Raw genomic sequence first — 21,299 nt, forward strand, 5'->3', positions numbered from 1 at the left:
TGGTTTATATAGGTCGAATGCTCTCTTCATCTATTTCTGCAGAAAACCGCTGACAAATAAAGCGAACATTTGGATCATCACTCAGGTTTTGACTCGCTTGAGCCAGTTTTTCTGTGTAAAGCTTGTCTCGCCATTCCAGTGGTGTCGTGCCCTTTTCACTCAACTCGACAGAGAGAGTGACGGCAAAGCCAAGCTGTTGGCTCAATGCTTCAACAAGCACCGCCTGCGCGGGTTCTGTGTTTAGATGGCCTTGTTCCGCGCGAAGAAACAAGTGGATCTGCTGTCCGTCTTGCTCCATCGCAGCATTGAGTGCCATTTGCTTAACAAGACGCGGAATGTTCAACGCACTGGCTATTTGACTCCACGGATCTTGTTCTATGGATTCCACCTCAAGCTTTTCACGCATTTCTGGCGTACGTTCATGCGCTAACGCTTTCTTTATTTTCTCTGGTGTAATCACGGCTATTTGAGGCGCGGGCGCTGCGAATGTTGGCTTCCAACGATAAGCGTCATCACCAATATTCACTTCAGCTGTCGGCATCGACGCCGCTTGGAATTTTGCCGGATCGGCAGGTTTATGCTTTGCCGCGATCCTCTCCATCACTGACAGCGATTCGCTGCCAGCCGATACCGTTTTACCCTTTTTTGGCGATTGGCCCTCTTGCTGACGTACTCTGCTTCTCAGCATATTACGTGCAGCTAATAAGCTTTCCGCGGATGAACCACCTTGTGATCCAGAAGTCGACGTCGCTGTATTCGTGCTTCCCGTCTGAACAGGCATTTGGGGCGCTGATGATTCAGGTTCAATATGCCCATCTTGCTCATATTCACGCTGCGCATCTTGCTCCATGGCCGCCATGTGTGAAGACAACTGTGGGTCTTCATCATATTGCGGCTGCGCAACAGGCACAGACTTTTGCGGTGCAGCCTGAGAAGGTGCTACCGCAGGCACAGCCGTCGATGGCATCGCCGCAGGAGCAATGGTTGGTGAGGCGGCCTGAGGTGCAGGAGGCACTTCCACATGTGGCTGAGGCACTCGGCTATAAGCCACTTGCGCTTTCAACGAGGCGAGTCTGTCTTGCGCGACCGAGCTTGCAGCTTGCGCAGGTGAGCTCTCGGCTGTTATTGAAGCGGGTTCTACCGATGGAACGGCAATCGATGCAGGTTCGAATTGAGACGACGTCACAGGTCTAAAGGCCAACAGACGAAGTAACACCATTTCCAATCCAGCACGACCGTCCGGTGCATACGGCAAATCTTGACGCCCTTGAAGCGTAATTTGATAAAACAGCTGAACGTCTTGTGGCGACAATGTGCGCGCCAAAGACAAAACGCGTTCAGCATCAGGCGAAGAAGCATCAACCGATTCAGGCAATGCCTGCGCCATGGCGACACGATGAAGCTGCGACGCGATTTCTTTTAACAATCCGTCCCATTCAACGCCGACTTCAGCAAGATGGGTCAAACACTGCATGACATGATCGGCATGGCCTTCAGCCAGTGCTTCTAGCAACAAAATCGCTTGGTCTGTGCTCAACGTACCGAGCATTTCGGTGACTTGCAGTTCAGAGACTGAACCATTGCCAAGCGCTATGGCTTGATCGGTCAGCGACAGCGCATCACGCATACTGCCTTCAGCCGCACGCGCGATCAGGGATAATGCACGAATCTCAGAAGGGACTGCTTCTTGCTCAAGTACATACGTGAGCTGATCTTTAATTTGGGTCGCATCTAGGTGCTTCAGGTGAAACTGAAGACAGCGAGAAAGTATCGTGACAGGCAGCTTTTGAGGATCGGTGGTCGCCAACAGGAATTTAACGTATTCGGGCGGCTCTTCCAGCGTTTTGAGTAAGGCATTAAAGCTGTGTCTTGACAGCATATGCACTTCATCAATCAAGTAGACTTTGTATCGCCCACGTGCCGGCTTGTATTGCACGTTATCAAGCAAGTCACGGGTATCTTCAACCTTAGTACGGGACGCGGCATCGATCTCCATCAGATCAACGAATCGACCTTGATCGATTTCCTGACACGTTGAACACACACCACACGGCGTTGATGTGACACCTTGTTCGCAGTTCAAGCCCTTGGCAAAGATACGAGCAATGGTTGTTTTACCCACGCCTCGGGTACCACTGAACAAGTAGGCGTGATGCAATCGGTTGTGATCTAACGCGTTAGCTAACGCGGTCAGAACGTGTGACTGGCCGACCACATCGCGAAACTGATGCGGGCGCCATTTTCGGGCTAATACCTGATAACTCATGCGTTATAAATTCTGGTGATAATCTTCGGCAATCGTAGCACAGACACAAAAAGAGCGCGATCCTGACGATCACGCTCTTCCATCAATAACCGTTCAATTGGGCAATTAGTGACCGTCGAATTCACACAGGCTGTAAACATCAAGGCCGAGTGCTTCAAGGCGCGTTTCACCGCCAATCTCTGGCAAGTTAATAATGAAAGCGGCGTGAGCGACTTCGCCACCTAAACGACGAATCAGCTTAGTGGTCGCTTCGATTGTGCCGCCAGTCGCCAGCAGATCGTCGACCATTAAGACCTTGTCACCTTCTTGGATCGCATCGACATGAATTTCTAACGTGTCGACGCCATACTCCAACTCGTAGCTTTCACTGATCACTTCACGTGGCAGTTTACCCGGCTTACGAACAGGCACAAAGCCAACGCCCAACTCGAGCGCCAGCGGTGCGCCGAAAAGAAAACCGCGCGCCTCTGTACCCACAATTTTAGTGAAGCCTTGGTCACGATATTTCTCAACCAATAGCGCGATGGTGGTTTGGTAGGCTTGCGCATTTTCCATCAAGCTAGTGATGTCACGGAAAATGATACCTGCTTTTGGATAGTCAGGAATGCTTTTGATGCTGTCTTTAATAAATGCGATTTTGTCTTGGCTCATAATAGCTCACCACGAGAAGTGGCTTCCGTAATACTCAGGAAGTGTGTGTGTCCCATTGCGTGAGTGCTTTACATTGGGCATTAACGCCCGCCCGACAATGGGGACCAAACCGCCATGTTATGTATTTTCAGGGGCGTGAGCAACAGGTTCAATTTCGCGCAAACGATTAAACCAAGTTAAAAGTACGCACGCCATCACAATCAGCATACATTTGTGCCAAAGCTCAGGGACAACAGCAACAGAAAGGGAAAAGCTCAGGACGATGAAGACATTGGCGCGACGTTTGATTTTTCGATCAATCGCACGATGCTCATTCCAATTACAAATGATGGGACCAAATGTGGGATGTTGATGCAGCCAAGCTGCAATACGGGGAGAGCCACGCATAAAACACGCACTGGCTAACAACATAAAAGGGGTTGTGGGCAACAGCGGGAGGAATATACCGATAACGCCTAAAACAACCGATATCCATCCGAGGATGATAAATAGAAATCGTTTTAAAGAAAACTGCACGCTCCCCCCTTGCTTGCAGATTATCTGCTCAACATGCCGATCCACGTTAGGGTTGCCGGCAATGTTGGGATCAACACCACTGCCACCATTCCCAAAAAATATACGGCATTAAACGGGTCTTTGTAGTTAGCATCCATCATTCACTTCCTTCTACTTCAACATCTATTGATTGGGCTGACAATATAACCGTTTACCACCGCGCTAAATACCGACAAACATCAGGGTTTATCCGCGTTGTCTTGATATATATCAGAGCACGAATACCGTGATTCGCTAGACTACTTCGGATATGACGCGCACTGAGATATCACCATGCTTGATATAGAAATCGTAGCACAGCTACAAAAAAACCTCGTAAATGAGAAAGAAACCGTTCGTAGCAGATTGGAAGATGCGCTGATTGAACTGACAGGATTAGATGTATCCAACGTACCGACGGCACATCTGATTAAACTTTGCAGGAGAGAAAGTAGTACCTTGCATGCTGATGGCTTACGCTTAGAAAAAATTGATGCGGCACTTTGTGCAATCCACACAGGTCTCTATGGGCTCTGTGCAGACTGCGAAGAAGAAATTGCTTTAGACGATTTACAACGTGACCCAGCAGAGTTACGTTGTGAAGAGTGTCGTAATCACAATCACTACCATCATGTAAGAGCCTCTTTATAGAGGCTTTTACTCGTGCTGAGTTTGGTTAATCAAAAGTCTTGATCAATCATCCAACGTTTAAATGCTTTCTTCTCTTCGTTGGTTGCTTTTGTATACCAAAGTTTTAGCTGTGTTGCGGCATCGCCAGTGATATCAACGTTGCCTTTATCATCAATATTGACCAAAACATCTTCTAGATCTTTCGCTTCGCCGCCTTCGATGATGATACCGTTCTGGCGATTATAGTTTGCGACAGCCTCTTCCATATTGCTGTAAGAACCAAAACCACTGCCCTTCATCAAAACACCTAAAATGATTGCAGTTTTACCCGTAGAGACAGTTTCAATTCCCCACTCAGGATTTCTAAAGAAAGCTTTCGCTTGGCTCTCAGATCTAAATTTCGGAACAACTAAAACAAGATCTTCATTCTCAATCTCAACATCAAACACGTAGGGCTTGGATGTGAAGATTGTTGTTTTAGAACCACGCTTCACTTCTCCATCAAATCGAGCAACAATTTGGTGATTCCCCGAAATAAGGTCTAATCGCTTATTGGCTTCTGGCCCAAATTCTTTAGCGCCCTTACCATTGATAACGAGAAACTCAAGACCATGGCTCGCTTCAATCTGCGCCGCATTTACGCTACCCGAAACAATAACAAACACCGCCAAAAGCACTCTAAACATCTATTCTCTCCATTCAAACAAAAAGCCGCCTGAAAGGCGGCTTTAACATATTACGTTTAAGCAATAATTAGAATTTAACTTCCATGCCCAAAACATAACCAGTGTCAGTGTTAACATCTGCGTTGTTTACTTCTTGGTCAGTTACACCAACTTCAGCATAAACCTTAGCATTGGTAGCTACCTTGTAAGTAGCGTTTGCGTAAAGGCTGTTGGTTTCTTTTTTGGCATAAGAACCATTCGCCGATGGGCTGGTATCAATAATGTCATAACCTACAGCGAAATATGTTTTTTCATCCGCTTGGTACCCACCAGAAATACCAAACACATCTACTTCTGTTTTGTCAGAAGTATTTGTGTGAATTTTGTAGTCAACTTGACCGTAGCTCAATGCAACATCAAATGCATCGGTAATAACCCAGTTCAATTCTGCATTAAAGCCTGATACATCTTCGCCTGAGATATCTTCAGCATCGTACAGATACACGCGACCATCAAGACCTTCATAACGCGCACCGATACGACCACCAAGAATCTGACGACCGTCTGTAGAATCAGCCTTATCTTGGTCTAGATCTACGTTAGCACCCGCATAGAAAGTACCATTATCGTATACCCACTTGATAACTTGTGAGCCTTGAGTTACAACAAAATCAATTTGCTCGGTACCTAACTCGTAATCTTTCTGGTTGCCTGCATCATCAGATAGCAGCAATTGGCGACCAAAAGTCAGTGAACCAAATTCACTGCTCGCAAAACCTACCCACAATTCATCATTTTTAACAGCGCCATTGTCATTAGAAAGGGTGCCATTGAATTGGTCTTCGTACTTGAAACCCATACCTGCAACGGCATCCAAAGTATCAGACACAGCAATAGCCGTGCTCAAAAACAGGTCTGCATCGTCAATACGAAGGTTTGCATCTTCTGATTCGCTGTAGCCTTTGTAGTATTGGATTTCAGCTGCGCCTGACAGATCAACAGAAACGCCGTCTGCATCGTACAAGTTAACGCTTGCTTGTGCCGCGCCTGCTGCCAACAGAGCTGGAACTGCCATAGCTAGAATTGTCTTTTTCATGTTAATCCACTGCCTTTTCTTTATTAGAATGGAATTCCTGTTCCAGGATCCCTTTTATAGTTTGTACTTGTCACAGCGTCACAAAGAACGAGCAACAAATACGCTTTAACTTCGAAACTTAGAGTGCAGAGAAATCTAAAATCTGTCAAATCCACAAAAATCAATATCAAAAAAACAAAAAACCATTTAAATACAGCAATATAGACAGGCAGCCTCGAGCGAGATCACAATATTAATGTCAAAATGTAAAAAATCTGCAAAGTTACTCGCAATATCATCACGATATATAAATCCGAAAAACAGCAAAAAAACAAAGATTTTTAGCATAACATGCTGCAAACCACTCCACTATTCAGTGAATGGCATTCACTATGGTTTTCATAGCGATAGCTAATATTAGTTCAACTCATATTCGTGATCTGAATCCCAAAACAAAAAACAAATGACCGAATACTTGAACTCATTCACATTCTCCAGCCGTGATATAATGCGGTTCCCGTTACCTTTATGTGCCCTCAATGCTTAGTCCATCAGTTAAAAAAGACATACGTTGCAGCTACGAGAATTTAAAAGCGCAATTGCAGAATTTTGTTCCAAGAAAGGCGCAAAACTACCTTGTTGCAGAGTTAGCAAAAACACTTGCTGGGGAGTACAACCCCAAGCGTCGAATTCTGGTTGCAGAGGCTGGCACGGGCATCGGGAAGTCAATGGCTTACCTGATGGGTTCTATTCCTTTTGCATTGAACAACAATAAAAAGGTCGTTATCTCTACCGCCACGGTTGCCCTGCAAGAGCAGCTCATCGAAAAAGACTTGCCGTTGTTCAGACGGATCATTCCGAAAGAATTCAGCTTCGTCTTAGCCAAAGGCCGTCAACGATATTGTTGTGGAGAAAAACTCGCCGGTGCAGCGAGCGCCGAAGGTCATGGTCAACAGGCACTTTTTGAAAAGAAACCTAAAAAGTCTGATATCGACCTCGTCAACGACATGTATGAGGCATATAAAAAGGGGAAGTGGGACGGGGATAGAGACGCATGGCCGAAAACCATTCCCGACTCGGTCTGGATGAGCATTATCTCAGACAAGCACACTTGCCACTCCGGTTTACACGCACACCGAGGCTGTCCATTTGCAAAGGCGCGTGAATTTCTCGACAAAGCAGACGTGGTCGTTGCCAATCACAGCCTTCTTATGGCGGATTTGGAGCTTGGCGGTGGCGTGATACTCCCAGAACCTGAACAAGCGCTATATATGATAGATGAAGCGCACCATCTTCCTATTGTGGCACGCGACTTTTCGGCAGCATCGGCAAGTTTAATTGGTGCGGCTTCGTGGTTAGAGAAACTCAATCAATCCGCATCAAAACTCGCTAACGCAGGCGACATCAAACGTAGCAGCCGATTCCTTGATGCACTTCAAACGGGCATCCAAGTTCTTATTCCCGGGCTTCGTGCAGTGCGCGAAATGCTCAAATCGCTGCCACTTAATGCCGATGGCATCTATCGCTTTGAAGATGGCGAGTTGCCTGAATCTCTGGTTAACGAAGCCAAGGAGCTGCAAAAGGCAGTCAAAAAAGCTCATCAATCTCAAGCAAAAATGCATGACCTTGTGTCCGAGCGAGTGAAAGACGGCGAGATCAGCGCCCGACTTGCCGATCCCCTACTAGCTGAATCCGCGTTCTTCCTGCAACGGATGGAAAACCTAGAAAAGGTTTGGACACTGATGGCACAACCCAACGCCACCAAAGGTGCGCCTCTGGCTCGCTGGATCCAACAATGTCCTGAACGTGAAAATGATCTTGTCGTGCATGTTTCCCCGCTCGAGATCGGTTGGCGACTCGACCAACTGTTGTGGTCGCGCGCAGCAGGTGTGAGCTTAATGTCTGCAACACTTCGCGCGCTCAATTCGTTTAGCTATTTTTGCCGCCAAGTCGGGTTGGATGAAAACGATGGCACACGTTTCTTAGCCCTGCCATCGCCGTTCGACTACCAAGAAAACGCATTGCTCGTTGTTCCATCGTTACCTTATGAGCCACAGCAGGATGGGTTTACCAACATGCTTCCTGACGTATTGATGGAATACCTTGAAGGGCAAACATCTAGTCTCGTGCTGTTTTCCTCCTATTGGCAAATGAATCAAGTGGCAGACAAAATGCGCGCCCAGATCAAAAAGAATGGATGGCATCTTCATATTCAGGGAGAAGCTTCACGCACGGCCATTCTTGACGCGCACCGGCGTTGCTGCAAAGAAGGAAAGGTGAGCGTACTGTTTGGTACAGGCAGCTTTTCAGAAGGCCTGGATCTGCCCGGTAATCAACTGACAAATCTTATTATCACAAAGATCCCGTTTGCGGTGCCCACCTCGCCCGTTGAAGAAGCCCATGCAGAGTACATTGAACGGAAAGGTGGGAATCCTTTCCTGCAAATTTCAGTTCCAGAGGCAAGTAAAAAGCTTATACAATCAGCAGGTAGACTGCTGCGCAAAGAAGACGACTCAGGTCGAGTGGTCTTGTTAGATCGACGCGTCGTTACCCGCCGCTATGGCAAGGCACTGTTGGATGCATTGCCACCGTTTAAACGTGTCATAGATCACTTATAGCCGTTATGACACACAACTTGACGAGCCACCTTAAATGCTAGAACTTTTTGACCCATCCACTATTGCCATTCTCGCCGTGGTTGCATTTTTGGCTGGCTTTATTGATGCTGTCGCAGGCGGAGGTGGCATGCTCACCGTGCCCGCCCTCTTGTCAATTGGCCTACCGCCGCACATTGTTTTGGGTACCAATAAACTCGCTGCCACGTTTGCCTCCTCAACAGCAGCGTTAACCTATTACCGTAAAAAGCTTTTCTCTCCGACATTTTGGCGTCAGGCGTTTTTTGCCACGTTAGTGGGGGCAATATTAGGTACTTTACTGGTGAACTACATCAGTACCGCATGGCTTGAGAAAGCACTGCCTCTTATCATATTGGCGATAGCGGTTTACACCATCTGGCATCCACAGCCGAAAGTCGATGGGCATGCATTGCCAAAAGATGACCCAAAATTAAAAACAAAACAATGGGGCCAAGGACTCACGCTTGGGTTTTACGATGGCGTCGTCGGGCCTGGAACGGGCGCGTTTTGGGTCGTTTCGTCGATGTCGATGTACAAGATGAATATGTTGTTATCATCCGGTCTCGCAAAGGCGATGAATTTCACCAGTAACATTACTTCGCTCATCACCTTTATCATTCTTGGTCACGTTAACTGGGCAATTGGCCTCACCATGGGCGTTTTTCTGATGATGGGCGCTTTCATTGGCGCACACTCTGCGATTCGTTTTGGCAGCGCTTTTATTCGCCCTGTGTTCATCACCGTTGTCGTGATACTGTCGGTGAAGCTCGCCATCGATGCGTGGTTCTAATACCAATCAGCGTAAATATTCAGTCATTCTTGCTGGTTTATCCGATTGGTATGATTTTTCACCGTCAATTTGAGAAATAACATGGATTTATCCTCGCTAAAAGAACAGCTCAATGCATTGGCAATTCAAGCCGCTGAGATAGATAGGCGACGCGGCGAAGGCATCAAGCCACTGTTTGATGAGCGCTTGTTTCGTACCCTTTCTCGTTTCCTCACGCCTTGCGTGGCAGAAGCAAAAAGCGTGGTGGACACACTAGAACGAGAACAATCCAGTGGCCGGCTATCACCTCAACGCGCTGAACATCTGTGTGAAAAACTCATCAATCAAATTAGCGCGTTGCAACGCGAAATGGCGACGGTATCGATTCGACAGAAAGAGCGTAGTTTTGCACCGAGGTTCGGCACCTCCACAGGGCAACTATACCAAGAGCTTGCTCAACATCAGGAGTGGGAGCGGCGTTTAGCCGATATGGTACGCGATGCGGAATTGAACATCGCGCATGGCAATACTATCGCGGAACAACAAGGCGCACAGAAAAATTTGTTGGTCGCGGAAAACCGACTGGCACGTTGTCGAGAGTCCAAAAAGAAAATTGAAGCTCAGATTGCATTTCGAGAAAAGAAAGGGTGATAAGAAAATATGTTGCCCCTTGTTTATCATGATATTTATTCTAATTTCCCGTTACCTGACGGACATCGCTACCCGCTTCAAAAATATCAATTGCTCAAAACATTTATCGAGCAACAGCAGTGGCCCGTTCAATCGTTTGAACCTACTGTCTTGTGCAGCGACAAACTAAAGGCCATTCATCATGTCGACTATGTCGATGCGCTCATCTCTGGCAACCTCCCTTTGGTCAAAATGCGACGAATTGGTTTTCCTTGGACCCCAGCGCTGATTCAGCGATCACTGACATCTTTAGGCGGTACAACACTCACAGTCGACAAAGCAATTGAGCACGGTGTGGCGATTCACCTTACTGGCGGCTACCACCACGCACACTTTGATTTTGGTAGCGGATTTTGCTTGTTTAACGATCTTATTCTTGCCGCTAACCATGCACTGTCTTACCCGGAAATTGAAAAAGTACTCATTGTGGATTGTGATGTTCATCAAGGTGATGGCACCGCAACACTGGCACAAGACCGATCTGACATCGTGACGCTCTCGGTGCATTGCGACAAGAACTTCCCATCGCGCAAACCTGAATCTGACATCGACTTACCCATGCCCATCGGTACAGACAGCGACAAGTATCTTCGTGAGTTTATACCGTGTCTGACACTCGCCCTCGCGCAGCATCAACCCGACATGGTGATCTATGATGCAGGCGTTGATATTCATACCGACGATGAACTTGGCTATATGTCTGTCTGCCAGAGTGGTATTGCGCAAAGAGACAACGCAGTATTTGAAGCGTGTAAAGCACACCAAATTCCTGTTGCTGCAGTGATCGGTGGCGGTTATCGTACGGAACAGACGGCACTGGTTCCGCTCCATGCAGAACTTGTTCGCGCGGCATTGAACACCTACTACCCACATACCGAGATATGAAAACAATGAATCAATCTGGATTAGAGCAAGCACCTGACGACGTAAAACTTGCCGTCGATCTTATCTATTTATTGGAGAACAATAATGTGACGCCAGAAACCGTATTGAAAGCGTTAGAGATCGTAAAAGCGGATTTTGAAAACAAAGTACAACGTCAAGAAAACTGATTCTTCAGGGCACAGCCCAACGCTTTACTAAGCAGGGCTCGTTTCATTTCTTCGCCCCCTACTGCTACATCTATCCCAGTCGAATCCACCCCTTCAATGTTAACCAATTTCAGTGTTTATGTTGGAATTACCCATCAAAACCCACCCATATGATTACAGAACGTACAATTAGCAAAACTTTCAGATGCTCAGATCACCAATTTGAAGTATTATCGCGCCGTTTTAAATCTCATGGCGCTAAAAGCTCATGAATTAAGACTGGCCGTAGGGACATGCTCAAACGGATTTGGAGATAGCGCAATAGACGCGCAACGCTACAGGCCATGAATCTCTGCAAGGAAGCGTCGCCAGGGTGATTTTTGTTACCCGGGGCAGAGAGCTGAAAAGGAAGTTTCAGATCCCTTGTCTCCTCCTTATCGCTCCGCTGCCTTTTTATTTTTGACGACAGTAGAGTTTGTTATGACGGAACTAAAAGAATTATTCGTATCCTTTGTCGATGCCGGGAATGGCTTGCTATGGGGAAGCGTGCTTATTTACCTTTTGATCGGCGCGGGTCTGTACTTCACTATTCGCACTGGTTTCCTCCAATTTCGCTCTTTCGGGCACATGTTCTCACTTATCAAAGTCAGCCGAGAAGGCGCTGATGGTGGTATTTCCTCTTTCCAAGCATTCAGCACCAGCCTCGCGGCTCGCGTTGGCACCGGTAACATGGCAGGCGTAGCTGTCGCTATCTATCTGGGTGGTCCTGGCGCCGTATTCTGGATGTGGGTCACTGCATTGGTCGGCATGTCGACTAGCTTTGTGGAGTCAACACTGGCTCAGGCATACAAAGTTAATCACAAAGACAACACCTTCCGCGGCGGCCCTGCGTACTATATCGAAAAAGGTCTAGGACAGCGCTGGTTAGGCATCGCCTTTGCAATTTGTTTGATTGTTGCATTTGGCTTGGCATTTAACGGCGTCCAATCAAACTCGATTGCCGCAGCGATGAACACCGCATTTGGCACTGATAACACCTGGGTAGGTATCATTCTGGCCATAGGCGTCGCGCCAATTATCTTCGGTGGAATGCGCTCCGTCGCGCGTGTTGCTGAACTGGTTGTGCCATTCATGGCCATTGGCTATCTGATTGTGGCCGTTTACGTTATTGCTATTAACATCGGTGTATTGCCTGAAATTTTTGCCACCATCGTTAAAAGCGCGCTGGGCTTTGAACAAGCTGCCGGCGGTGCGATTGGCGCTGCAATGATGCAAGGTATCAAACGCGGTCTATTTTCGAATGAAGCGGGTATGGGTTCGGCGCCAAACGCAGCTGCAACTGCGACAACACGTCCAAACCACCCTGCCGCCCAAGGTTACGTTCAGATGCTGGGTGTGTTTATCGACACCATCGTTATCTGTACAGCAACAGCGTCCATCATCCTGCTTTCAGGCATGTTGGATACGGAAAGTGGCCTAACAGGTATTGCACTGACTCAAGCAGCACTGGTTACCGAAGTAGGCCCATGGGGCGCAGGTTTCGTTGCTATCGCTATTTTGTTGTTTGCATTCACGTCGTTGATTGCCAACTACTCGTATGGCGAATCAAACATCGAGTACATATTCAAAAGCAAGTTAGCAATCAACATCTACCGTGTAGCCGTACTGGCTATGGTAGTGATTGGTGCAGTGGTCGATTTGCCAACCGTGTGGGCATTCGCTGATTTGTCGATGGGTATGATGGCGATGATTAACTTAGTCGCCATTCTGGGCCTTTCTGGCGTCGCGTTCGCTTTGTTGAAAGACTACGAGGCACAACGCAAGGCTGGTAAAACGCCAACCTTCGACCGCAAGAAGTTCCCGAAACTGGACAAAGAAATCGACAAGGACGTTTGGCAATAAGCCTCGGCTTATACCAATCGAATTAAGTCAGCGGTCATTAAAAAAGGGAGCCTTCGGGCTCCCTTTTGTGCATCAATAAAATCATTGGTTGGTCGGTGTCGACTAAGGCTCGGATCTTAGAATGCGCAAAGCTTCTTTGGCGTGCTCAACCGCATCACGACCAATAGATGTCAAATACCCACCGTCTTTCGCTGTGACCAGTTTTTTATCATACAAACGTTCTGTGGCAGCAACCAGAATAGGATCAGCATCGCTGCGAACCTTTAATCCCGCCATGTCTGTTGAAAGTGTAAATTTCACCAGTACATTCATTTCTTCAAGCAGTTCTGAGGTAAAAAGCATAAGGGCTCCGCAATCATTTACAATCAAACAGTTGAGTCAATATAGACCTTCAAACGTGCGGTAAACTGTGCCGAGATCAAGAACTGGTCGATCAATTTATTCAATTTCCAGTAAAACCTCAGAAATTTGATTTATGCCACATCTTGGGTGTGCTTCGTTCTGAAAAATCGCACTTCATTTCCAGGCTCTGGTACTGAAGGAATAAAGCGAGATAACACCAACGAACTCAACGCCAACGCTGTCCCGAACAAAAATACAACCGTTGGAGAATACAACCATACCAACCCTAACGCCGCAGGAATGATAACTGCCGCAATGTGATTGATGGTGAAACTGACACCTGCCGTTGACGCAATATCTTGTGGATCGGCAATCTTTTGAAAATAGGTTTTAATGGCAATCGCCATAGCAAAAAACAGGTGGTCAATCACATACAAGGCACCCGCCATTTGCGCGTTCTCAACAAAAGCATAACTCGTAAAGACAATGGCGAGACCCATGTATTCAACGGTCAGCGCCCGTCGCTCTCCCACCCTGCCAATCCACGCGCCAATTTTAGTGGCAAACAACATGTTGAAGGCATAATTAACGATGAACAGTAGACTGACCTCACCCACTGAGTAACCGAACTTCTCCACCATCATAAATCCCGCAAATACGATGAAGATTTGTCGGCGTGCGCCGCTTAAAAACGTCAAGCCGTAATAAAGCCAGTATCGTTGACGAAGAATTAACTGACGTGTTTGTACGTGGGGCGAATCAAACGAGGGGAAGCTAAGCCACAGAAACAGCACGGCGCCCAAGCCAAAAAAGCCGAATAACATGTATACCGCATTGTAGTCCGCACCTAGCCATTCCATGACAAACCACACAGTGGCATAAGCGATGAGACTCGCGGCGCCTTTCCACGCCAATACTCGCCCCAAAAACTGCGCACTTTTGTCTTTATCCACCCACTGTAGAGTCAACGACTGATTCACCGTTTCGAAATAGTGAAACCCAATCGACATCACCACGGTGGTGAGATAAAGCCCCCATTCGCTAGGAAACCACCCCGTCACAGCCACCCCGATGCACATCAGGGCGAGAAACAAAATTGCAAAGCTCTGCTCGCGTATCCAAAGCAGCAAATAGATAGCAGTAAATGCCAGAAAGCCAGGGACTTCGCGCAAGCTTTGTAATATCCCGATTTCTTTCCCCGTAAATGCCGCTTTCTCTACCACAAAGTTGTTAAGCAAAACATTCCAAACAGAAAATGTCATCGCCATGATGAAAGCCATCGCGATCAATAAGTTCGTTGGTGTTTTCAGTGCATTCACGCAGACGCTCCCAGCAGGTTTTTCCACACTGTAACTGCGTTGTATCAAATAAGCTAACGAGAATGGTTTAGGTCAAACATAAGAATCATTGAAGTCATGTTGCTTATCGTTTGAAGATGATTGAAGAAAGAAGGGGGTTAAACGTTAAGCAGGAGAGCAGGAGGGTAGGAGTTAATCGGTAACGGCGACGTTAAGCTAAAGTATGTAAGACGTGAATGGCAACAAAAAAGCAGCTGACTGGCAGCTGCTTTTTCAATATCGCTAGCGAGCTTGATATTACGCTTGGATACCCACAATTAACCATGGTGAGTTAGCTTGTGTCATATCGCGTTCCAAGTGCCAGATGTCAGTAATGTCTTCTTCGACACCTTCCTGACCATCACGGTAACGACCGCTGAACTGCAAGCTCAGCTGCGCGCGTTGATTGTCGTAATCCGCACGAACAATTTCCGCATCAACATACATCACTTCAGTTTGCTGCTCGCCAGAAAGCTTACTGCGCTCTTCTGACAGGTCATTGTAAAGCTCAGGGGTCACATACTCTTGGATGGTTTCGAGTTGGTTGTGATTCCATGCGCCTTGCAAAATACGGTAATGCTCACGCGAACCGTTTACAAATCCCGCCATGTCAAAATTAGGGGGAAAGTTAAAAGGTACGTCGTTGTTTACCGCACCAAAACCACCCGTTGAAGACGTTGCTGTCGACTCGCGAGACTGAGGCTGCTCATGATAATAGCCGTTACTTTTTTGCTGGCTATTACCGGCATACGCTTGTCGATTCGGCTGGCTTATTGCACCATTTTTCGCGGCCATTAAGCTCTTGAAGATCTTAAACAGCACAAAGGCAATCACAGCGATGATCAGAAAATCCATCATCTGGAAGCCATCAAACGCGCCCCCAAACATAGCAGCGATCAAACCACCAGCAAGAAGGCCGCCCATCAAGCCACCCAACATGCCTTTTCTAGACGAAGATTTCGCCGCAGAAGCAGGGTCATTTTGCTTGTTGAGAGAATTCGTGTTGGTTGGTTGAGATTTAGGTGCTGGAGCAGTCTTAAAGCTTTTGCCGAAAGATTTCCCGCCACCAAATTTTTTCGCTTCAGCATGTGGGGCAGAAACCACCATCACAAACATTAGCGCGAACAATCCAAAAAAACGTTTCATTGCAAACCTTTACGTTCAGTTTCAAGACTACGCAAAAAGCGTAACATGCATTCATGCTAAGCCCATCGCAAATAAAGTCAATCTATGCACCCGTTGAAAATGTTACTAAGCGTTTATTTCCACCTTCATGCTCTCTCATGCCTTTTGCGATCAGGCTTCTTCTTTTAGCGACTTTGACAAAAAAAACGCACTCAATACGATTTACATCAGTCACTTTGCGCTTAAGTTGTTTTACACTCTCGCGTTAAATGCTTTAGGGGGAAATTCCATGAACGATACACACAGTAAAACAGTCGGTTATATACTCTGGATTTTTGGTTTTCTTGGCGCGCACCGTTTCTATTACGGCAAACCAGTGACGGGAACGATTTGGTTATTCACGCTCGGATTGTTCGGTATCGGCTGGTTAATCGATCTCTTTTTGATCCCTTCCATGGATCGCGAAGCCGATCTTCGTTTTAACAGCGGGCAGTATGACTATTCTGTTGCTTGGATTTTGCTGACATTTCTTGGTTTATTTGGTGTTCATCGTATGTACATGGGCAAATGGATCACCGGTATTCTTTACCTCTTTACAGGCGGATTTTTCCTTATCGGACTCATCTACGATTTCTGGACACTAAACGACCAAGTGTCCATTAAAAACTCTCAGCGCTTCTCGTAAAAGCACACGCCGCTCACATAAGCCTCTCTGTTTGCTCTATATCTTCAAACTGAGAGGCACGTAACTTGCCCTTTAGATCCGCCACTCCTAGAATATCGAACATTGTTCACTATTTTGTAGCATTGATGTAATGGCACGCAGAAACGACCATAGCCGCGAAGAATTGGTAGAAATGACGCTAAATTGCGTTGAAGATTTTTTGAAGTCAGAACCCTATCAATCGCTAAGCCTCCGCAAAATCGCCGCCATGATCGGCTACGTCCCCAGCACCTTGGTCAATGTTTTTGGCAGCTATAATATTTTGCTTCTCCACGTTGTTACCCGCACCTTGGACGATCTTCAGTATCAGGCAAAAAATAGACTCGCCGATACCGATACCCCAAATGCCGCCCTCTTTGCACTTGCGCACCTTTATTTAGATTTTGCAGCGGCCAATCCTTATCGCTGGCGATTAGTGTTCGAACACACCATGCAAGGCGACAAAATGCCTGAATGGCACAGTGACCGAATCCAAAATATGACAGGAATGCTCGAAACGCTGCTCCGACAGCTTTCACCAAACAAAAGCGACGATGACATTGTACAAGCCAGTCGTGTCCTGTGGTCTGGTGTTCATGGTATTACCTTGTTGAGTGTTGATGACAAATTGTTTACTGATGCCCCCGTTGACGGCGGTAAGTTGATTGATAACCTGCTCACAGGGTATTTATCCAGCTGGGTAGCAAGCTAACTGCAAGGAAAAGGGCAATGTCGAAGCAATCAGCACTGTTAACACAGCGACGCTTTCTTCCGTATTTCGTCACCCAAGCGTTTGGCGCATTTAATGATAATGTGTACAAGAATGTACTGCTGATATTGGTCGCCTTTGCTGCACCAGGCGCACTTGGTGTAAGCACCAATCTATTCATTAATCTCGCTGCTGGCTTGTTTATTCTGCCTTTTTTCCTTTTTTCCGCGTTTGCAGGAGAGCTGGCTGACAAATACGAAAAATCGCAATTTATCCGCATTGTTAAGTTGGTTGAAATCGCCATCATGAGCTTGGCAGCGGTCGCTTTTATCTTCGAAAGCTACATGCTCTTGCTTTTTCTTCTCTTTTTGATGGGCACACAATCAGCTTTCTTCGGGCCCGTGAAATATGCTTTGCTGCCTCAAACGCTCAAATCCAATGAACTCGTCTCGGGTAACGCCTTGGTCGAAACCGGCACCTTTCTGGCCATTTTGCTTGGCACGATTGTCGCGGGGGTCATCGCCAACCAATCCGATGCCAAATACCTTGCCGCATTCTCGGTGATACTGTTTGCTGCACTTGGGTATCTCAGTGCGCGTTATATTCCTAAGGCCAGTGCTGGTAACCCATCACTCAAGATTCGCTTTGCCCCTGTGCGCCAAATGAAAACCACCATGAGTATCGCGCACAAAGACAAAGTGGTGCTGCAATCCATTTTAGGGATCAGCTGGTTTTGGTTCTTAGGCGCCAGCTACCTCACCCAGTTTCCTAACTACGCCAAGCTGTATCTCGGTGGCAATGAAGCATCCGTCTCCTTCTTACTGACCTTGTTTTCCATTGGTATTGCACTCGGCTCATTGCTTTGCGACAAATTATCAGGGCACCGAATCGAACCGGGTATCGTGCCAATTGGCGCACTAGGGCTGACTGTTTTTGGGGCGCACCTGATGTTTTCGACGCCGGATGTTGCGCCGCACACTGACACTTTTCTCGGTTTCATCTCAGAGCCGTCTCTGTGGTGGGTGTTTATAGATTTATTGTTTATTGGTGTTTTTGGTGGGATTTTCATTGTTCCGCTGTACGCCATGATGCAAAGTCGCGCCGAAGAAACGGAGCGCTCACAAGTCATTGCTGCCAATAATATCTACAATTCACTGTTCATGGTGGTGAGTGCGATTCTCGCCATAGTGTTATTGGGTGTGATTGAACTCAGTATTCCCGCGTTCTTCTTCACGTTAGCCATGATGAACCTTGCAGTGGCGTTGTACGTTGGTAAACAGGTCCCCGTATTTGCACTTCGCTTTATCATTTGGGTGCTCAGCCACAGCGTTTACCGTGTCCAACACAAAAACTTGCAGCATATTCCCGAACAAGGAGGCGCATTGCTGGTCAGTAATCACGTCAGTTATGTCGATGCACTGCTACTCGCCGGAGCCTGTCCTCGCCCTATCCGCTTTGTGATGGATGAAGATTATTACCACCTCCCTGTGTTGCACTATTTCTTTCGCACCACGCGCGTGATCCCTATCAAACTCACCAGCGGCTCTATTCGCTGTGCGCTTAATCAAGTCAAACAGCAATTGGAAGCCGGTGAACTTGTGTGCATTTTCCCTGAAGGGCAACTCACCTCTGACGGTGACATGCAGCCCTTTAAACGAGGGATTGATTTGATCCTCAAGCAAACGCCCGTTCCCGTCATCCCTATTGCCCTAAAAGGCCTTTGGGGTAGCTATTTCAGCCGTGAAGGTGGACGCGCTTTATTGAAGTTTCCAAGACTTTGTCGATCTAACGTGGAGGTTGTGGCGGGCTCGCCTGTTTCACCTTCAGAGGCGTCATCAGAACGGTTGTTCAATGACGTGAAAGCGTTGCGAGGAGATATCTGTTAAGGCTAACTTGCCTAAGCAAGCTTAATCCATCAACTGCTGGTTCAGCCAATCTGACAGTGCTTTACGAGACACTTTAATGCCCGACGCCAAGAGATGTGTTGGCAGCACAAAAACACGTTGCGGGCACTGATACGGTGGCACCTGCATTTTCGCCCATGTCAAAAAATCCTGCGCGTCGCACTCCCCTTCGATCAGCACCACAGGCACTTGCCCCCACGCTTTGTGTGCAACCGGTAGGATAAAAAGCTGAGTCACCCCATTAAAAGCACTGAGTATTCGTTCCACCGTTTCTGGCTGAACGTTTTCGCCACCGCATATAAACATATTGTCTAAGCGGCCTATGATTTGAAGATCTGGTCGCCGACGCCCTTCAACACGCCAACTAGCTTTGTCTTTGGTCTGAAACCAATCCTCGGTTAACGGGACCAATTCGCCATGAATCATGTAGCCCGGTGACAATGTTTTCCCTTTTACGCACACTTCGCCGTTTGGTGACACACTCAACGCTCGGTATGGCAGCGGCGATCCGACAGAGAAATGCCCATCGGCGCGCTTTGCCGTGATCGTCGATGCCATCTCTGTCATGCCGTAGCCACACCAACAGCGAATGCCTTGTTTCTCGGCCAGATCAACCCAGTATTGAGGGATCACTGCGCCGCCAAGCAAGACAGAATGCAAGCTTGCAGGCTTGCCAGCCATGACAAGGCGTTCAAGTTGTGTCGGCACTAGCGATGCGTGGGTCGCACCATTTAACGCCGTCATAAGCTTTTCACCGCGCGTATCAGCAATTTTTAGCGTTGCGCCTTGCGCTAGCCAACGCCAGACAATGGCAAGGCCTGAGATATGAAAAAGTGGAAGAGACAGTAACCAGCAGTCAGCAGATTCAAACGGCATGAGCGAAAACAGGCCTGTTGCACTGGCAAGGTGATTTTCTGCCGTATGAGCAACCGCTTTGGGTCTGCCACTGGAGCCGGAAGTCAGGGTTAACGTCAGACAACGCTGCGCGTCATAGTCAAACACTGGCGTGTTAACCGAGGTGTTCAGCATCATTCCACTTGGTGTCGTTACTAAGGAATCAATACCAATATGGATTAGCAGATCGTTGCCCTCACGTTCTGGAAAAGCAGGATTGAGCATAAGCGTCGTCAAACCGCGCTGCCATGCGGCAAGCATCAGTACGAGGGTATCGTAATGATTATCGCTAGGGATGGCGATAGACACGCCAGCTTGCAACGAGACGTCGAAGTGAACGCTCGCAACGTCGGCGCAAAGCTGTCGCCAGCTTATTTCAACATCATCGCGCACAATGGCCGTCACATCAGGATACGTTGTCATCCAATGCTGCCACGGCCACTGCTCGAAACGGATCAGGCTGTTTGCTGCCATACAAAGCTGCAATCGGTCAGGGAAGTCAGAGGCAACGCGCAGCCCGGCCAAGGGGTATCGAGTTGTGCACCAAACAAATCCACCGTATCTAAACCGGGAAGCGTGTCCGGTGTCAGCCAATGCGCAATGCGTGCCAGTTGATTCAAACCAAAGCTTGATTCAAGACTTGAACTTATCACCGCATCCATGCCCAATGCGTGAGCTTGCGAAACAAGACTTTTAACTGTGTGCAGGCTACCAACCAATGTCGGTTTGATGACAACGGCGCGAAGCCCCTCTGCTGCTGCCAGCGCAAAGCCGTCATCACGCACGGTTTCATCCCATGCCAGTGCAATCCCGGTTTCTTGCGCAAACACCAAACTTTCTTCCGGTGTTTGACAAGGCTCTTCCAAAAAAGCGATGCGGGAACGAAAAACAGGACTCACATACTTGGCAAACTGCCGAGCTTTTGTGGGTGTCCACTGACGGTTCGCATCAAGGCGCAGCATGAGATCGGGGATCGCTTCAAGGAACATGTTAACCACCATGCCATCGCGAATCGCCTCGTACATGCCCACTTTGATTTTCGCCACTTTCTGCCCCGGCATGTCAGCAAGCTTTTGTACCAACTCATCCGGATCGCCGCTGCACAAAGGGGCTGTTAGAAAGTTGCCCTGCTCAGGAAGCTGACCATCAAGCTCTGCCAGTGCCACTGAAAAGCCAAAGGCGACAGACGGATATAGCGCATTCCAATCAATCGATTTGTTGGCAAGCCAATCAGACAACACCTGCTCAATTTGCTTCGCGGCATCGTCCACGGTTTCTTGACTGAACTCTGGCAAAGGCGCGATTTCACCACGCCCTAGTCGCCCATTATCACTCAGCTCAAGGATCAACCCCTCACGCGTTGCCAGACGGGTGTGACGTAAAATCACACCACTGTCCATCGGCAGCGAATAGCGATATATTTTCGCGTGTTTCAT

At 47.7% G+C, this 21,299-nt stretch carries 20 protein-coding genes; 10 read left to right on the plus strand and 10 right to left on the minus strand.

Features of this window, described 5'->3' with window-relative positions; translation table 11 throughout:
• Window positions 1-4: 4 nt before the first annotated feature.
• From dnaX to A1OO_RS20715, 3 genes are all read right to left on the minus strand, one after another.
• Window positions 5-2,266 (minus strand): DNA polymerase III subunit gamma/tau, encoded by a 2,262-nt coding sequence (gene dnaX / locus A1OO_RS20705; RefSeq protein ID WP_017004282.1) that lies wholly within the window; start codon window positions 2,264-2,266, stop codon window positions 5-7.
• A 105-nt stretch (window positions 2,267-2,371) separates the two neighbouring features.
• Complete coding sequence (gene apt, locus A1OO_RS20710; RefSeq protein ID WP_016961046.1) at window positions 2,372-2,917, minus strand: adenine phosphoribosyltransferase; 546 nt, start codon at window positions 2,915-2,917, stop codon at window positions 2,372-2,374.
• A gap of 117 nt (window positions 2,918-3,034) precedes the next feature.
• Entirely contained in the window at window positions 3,035-3,433 is a 399-nt protein-coding gene (locus A1OO_RS20715) for a YbaN family protein (RefSeq protein WP_017004283.1), read from the minus strand.
• A gap of 312 nt (window positions 3,434-3,745) precedes the next feature.
• Between A1OO_RS20715 and A1OO_RS20720 the strand changes: the two genes are divergently transcribed.
• Entirely contained in the window at window positions 3,746-4,102 is a 357-nt protein-coding gene (locus tag A1OO_RS20720) for a TraR/DksA family transcriptional regulator (protein WP_017004284.1), read from the plus strand.
• A gap of 29 nt (window positions 4,103-4,131) precedes the next feature.
• Here A1OO_RS20720 and A1OO_RS20725 read toward each other — a convergent pair whose 3' ends face one another.
• A complete protein-coding gene (locus A1OO_RS20725) occupies window positions 4,132-4,758 on the minus strand; it encodes a YccT family protein (RefSeq protein ID WP_241819216.1) in 627 nt (208 codons plus the stop codon).
• 76 nt (window positions 4,759-4,834) lie between these two features.
• Complete coding sequence (locus A1OO_RS20730; RefSeq protein ID WP_017004286.1) at window positions 4,835-5,842, minus strand: porin; 1,008 nt, start codon at window positions 5,840-5,842, stop codon at window positions 4,835-4,837.
• Window positions 5,843-6,360: 518 nt separating this feature from the next.
• On the opposite strand from A1OO_RS20730, the gene dinG reads away from it, so the two are divergent.
• The 6 genes from dinG (at window position 6,361) to A1OO_RS20760 (ending at window position 12,849) form a co-directional block, all read left to right on the plus strand.
• Window positions 6,361-8,439 (plus strand): ATP-dependent DNA helicase DinG, encoded by a 2,079-nt coding sequence (gene dinG / locus A1OO_RS20735; protein ID WP_016961036.1) that lies wholly within the window; start codon window positions 6,361-6,363, stop codon window positions 8,437-8,439.
• A 34-nt stretch (window positions 8,440-8,473) separates the two neighbouring features.
• On the plus strand, window positions 8,474-9,247 hold the full coding sequence (locus tag A1OO_RS20740) for a TSUP family transporter (RefSeq protein ID WP_017004287.1): 774 nt from the start codon (window positions 8,474-8,476) through the stop codon (window positions 9,245-9,247).
• An 81-nt stretch (window positions 9,248-9,328) separates the two neighbouring features.
• Window positions 9,329-9,877: a primosomal replication protein PriC gene (gene priC / locus A1OO_RS20745; protein ID WP_017004288.1), complete on the plus strand. Its 549-nt coding sequence runs from the start codon at window positions 9,329-9,331 to the stop codon at window positions 9,875-9,877.
• A gap of 9 nt (window positions 9,878-9,886) precedes the next feature.
• Entirely contained in the window at window positions 9,887-10,801 is a 915-nt protein-coding gene (locus A1OO_RS20750) for a histone deacetylase family protein (RefSeq protein WP_016961033.1), read from the plus strand.
• Window positions 10,798-10,968, plus strand: a complete 171-nt coding sequence (gene rsmS / locus A1OO_RS20755; protein WP_016961032.1) for a pleiotropic regulatory protein RsmS — start codon at window positions 10,798-10,800, stop codon at window positions 10,966-10,968. The genes A1OO_RS20750 and rsmS overlap by 4 nt, the downstream gene beginning before the upstream one ends.
• Window positions 10,969-11,427: 459 nt before the next feature.
• Window positions 11,428-12,849 (plus strand): alanine/glycine:cation symporter family protein, encoded by a 1,422-nt coding sequence (locus A1OO_RS20760; RefSeq protein ID WP_017004289.1) that lies wholly within the window; start codon window positions 11,428-11,430, stop codon window positions 12,847-12,849.
• Between the two features lie 102 nt (window positions 12,850-12,951).
• Here A1OO_RS20760 and A1OO_RS20765 read toward each other — a convergent pair whose 3' ends face one another.
• From A1OO_RS20765 to A1OO_RS20775, 3 genes are all read right to left on the minus strand, one after another.
• The gene (locus tag A1OO_RS20765) at window positions 12,952-13,191 is read right to left on the minus strand and encodes a TIGR02647 family protein (protein ID WP_016961030.1); all 240 of its coding nucleotides are present in this window, start codon (window positions 13,189-13,191) and stop codon (window positions 12,952-12,954) included.
• Between the two features lie 131 nt (window positions 13,192-13,322).
• Window positions 13,323-14,510: an MFS transporter gene (locus A1OO_RS20770; protein WP_017004290.1), complete on the minus strand. Its 1,188-nt coding sequence runs from the start codon at window positions 14,508-14,510 to the stop codon at window positions 13,323-13,325.
• Between the two features lie 276 nt (window positions 14,511-14,786).
• Entirely contained in the window at window positions 14,787-15,674 is an 888-nt protein-coding gene (locus A1OO_RS20775) for a Tim44 domain-containing protein (RefSeq protein WP_016961028.1), read from the minus strand.
• A gap of 268 nt (window positions 15,675-15,942) precedes the next feature.
• Here A1OO_RS20775 and A1OO_RS20780 point away from each other — a divergent pair, with 268 nt between their 5' ends.
• The 3 genes from A1OO_RS20780 to A1OO_RS20790 all read left to right on the plus strand — a co-directional run bounded on the left by A1OO_RS20780 (window position 15,943) and on the right by A1OO_RS20790 (window position 18,951).
• Window positions 15,943-16,338, plus strand: a complete 396-nt coding sequence (locus A1OO_RS20780; RefSeq protein WP_026023978.1) for an NINE protein — start codon at window positions 15,943-15,945, stop codon at window positions 16,336-16,338.
• Window positions 16,339-16,468: 130 nt separating this feature from the next.
• A complete protein-coding gene (locus A1OO_RS20785) occupies window positions 16,469-17,068 on the plus strand; it encodes a TetR/AcrR family transcriptional regulator (RefSeq protein ID WP_016961026.1) in 600 nt (199 codons plus the stop codon).
• 17 nt (window positions 17,069-17,085) lie between these two features.
• Window positions 17,086-18,951, plus strand: a complete 1,866-nt coding sequence (locus A1OO_RS20790) for an MFS transporter (protein ID WP_017004291.1) — start codon at window positions 17,086-17,088, stop codon at window positions 18,949-18,951.
• 21 nt (window positions 18,952-18,972) lie between these two features.
• On the opposite strand, the gene A1OO_RS20795 is transcribed toward A1OO_RS20790, so the two are convergent.
• Entirely contained in the window at window positions 18,973-20,337 is a 1,365-nt protein-coding gene (locus A1OO_RS20795; protein ID WP_017004292.1) for an AMP-binding protein, read from the minus strand.
• On the minus strand, window positions 20,319-21,299 hold the full coding sequence (gene menC, locus A1OO_RS20800; RefSeq protein WP_017004293.1) for an o-succinylbenzoate synthase: 981 nt from the start codon (window positions 21,297-21,299) through the stop codon (window positions 20,319-20,321). The genes A1OO_RS20795 and menC overlap by 19 nt, the downstream gene beginning before the upstream one ends.

Origin of the sequence: Enterovibrio norvegicus FF-33, assembly GCF_000286835.2 — a bacterium.
In the GTDB taxonomy this organism is placed as follows: Bacteria; Pseudomonadota; Gammaproteobacteria; order Enterobacterales; family Vibrionaceae; genus Enterovibrio; species Enterovibrio norvegicus_A.

Coding starts and splice junctions, on each gene's coding strand:
- A1OO_RS20780 (WP_026023978.1), top strand. CDS start 15,943: ATGAACGATACACACAGTAAAACAGTCGGTTATATACTCTGGATTTTT.
- A1OO_RS20740 (WP_017004287.1), top strand. CDS start 8,474: ATGCTAGAACTTTTTGACCCATCCACTATTGCCATTCTCGCCGTGGTT.
- A1OO_RS20750 (WP_016961033.1), top strand. CDS start 9,887: ATGTTGCCCCTTGTTTATCATGATATTTATTCTAATTTCCCGTTACCT.
- A1OO_RS20795 (WP_017004292.1), bottom strand. CDS start 20,337: ATGGCAGCAAACAGCCTGATCCGTTTCGAGCAGTGGCCGTGGCAGCAT.
- A1OO_RS20760 (WP_017004289.1), top strand. CDS start 11,428: ATGACGGAACTAAAAGAATTATTCGTATCCTTTGTCGATGCCGGGAAT.
- dinG (WP_016961036.1), top strand. CDS start 6,361: ATGCTTAGTCCATCAGTTAAAAAAGACATACGTTGCAGCTACGAGAAT.
- A1OO_RS20765 (WP_016961030.1), bottom strand. CDS start 13,191: ATGCTTTTTACCTCAGAACTGCTTGAAGAAATGAATGTACTGGTGAAA.
- A1OO_RS20790 (WP_017004291.1), top strand. CDS start 17,086: ATGTCGAAGCAATCAGCACTGTTAACACAGCGACGCTTTCTTCCGTAT.
- priC (WP_017004288.1), top strand. CDS start 9,329: ATGGATTTATCCTCGCTAAAAGAACAGCTCAATGCATTGGCAATTCAA.
- A1OO_RS20785 (WP_016961026.1), top strand. CDS start 16,469: ATGGCACGCAGAAACGACCATAGCCGCGAAGAATTGGTAGAAATGACG.
- dnaX (WP_017004282.1), bottom strand. CDS start 2,266: ATGAGTTATCAGGTATTAGCCCGAAAATGGCGCCCGCATCAGTTTCGC.
- A1OO_RS20775 (WP_016961028.1), bottom strand. CDS start 15,674: ATGAAACGTTTTTTTGGATTGTTCGCGCTAATGTTTGTGATGGTGGTT.
- A1OO_RS20730 (WP_017004286.1), bottom strand. CDS start 5,842: ATGAAAAAGACAATTCTAGCTATGGCAGTTCCAGCTCTGTTGGCAGCA.
- rsmS (WP_016961032.1), top strand. CDS start 10,798: ATGAAAACAATGAATCAATCTGGATTAGAGCAAGCACCTGACGACGTA.
- A1OO_RS20720 (WP_017004284.1), top strand. CDS start 3,746: ATGCTTGATATAGAAATCGTAGCACAGCTACAAAAAAACCTCGTAAAT.
- menC (WP_017004293.1), bottom strand. CDS start 21,299: ATGAAACACGCGAAAATATATCGCTATTCGCTGCCGATGGACAGTGGT.
- apt (WP_016961046.1), bottom strand. CDS start 2,917: ATGAGCCAAGACAAAATCGCATTTATTAAAGACAGCATCAAAAGCATT.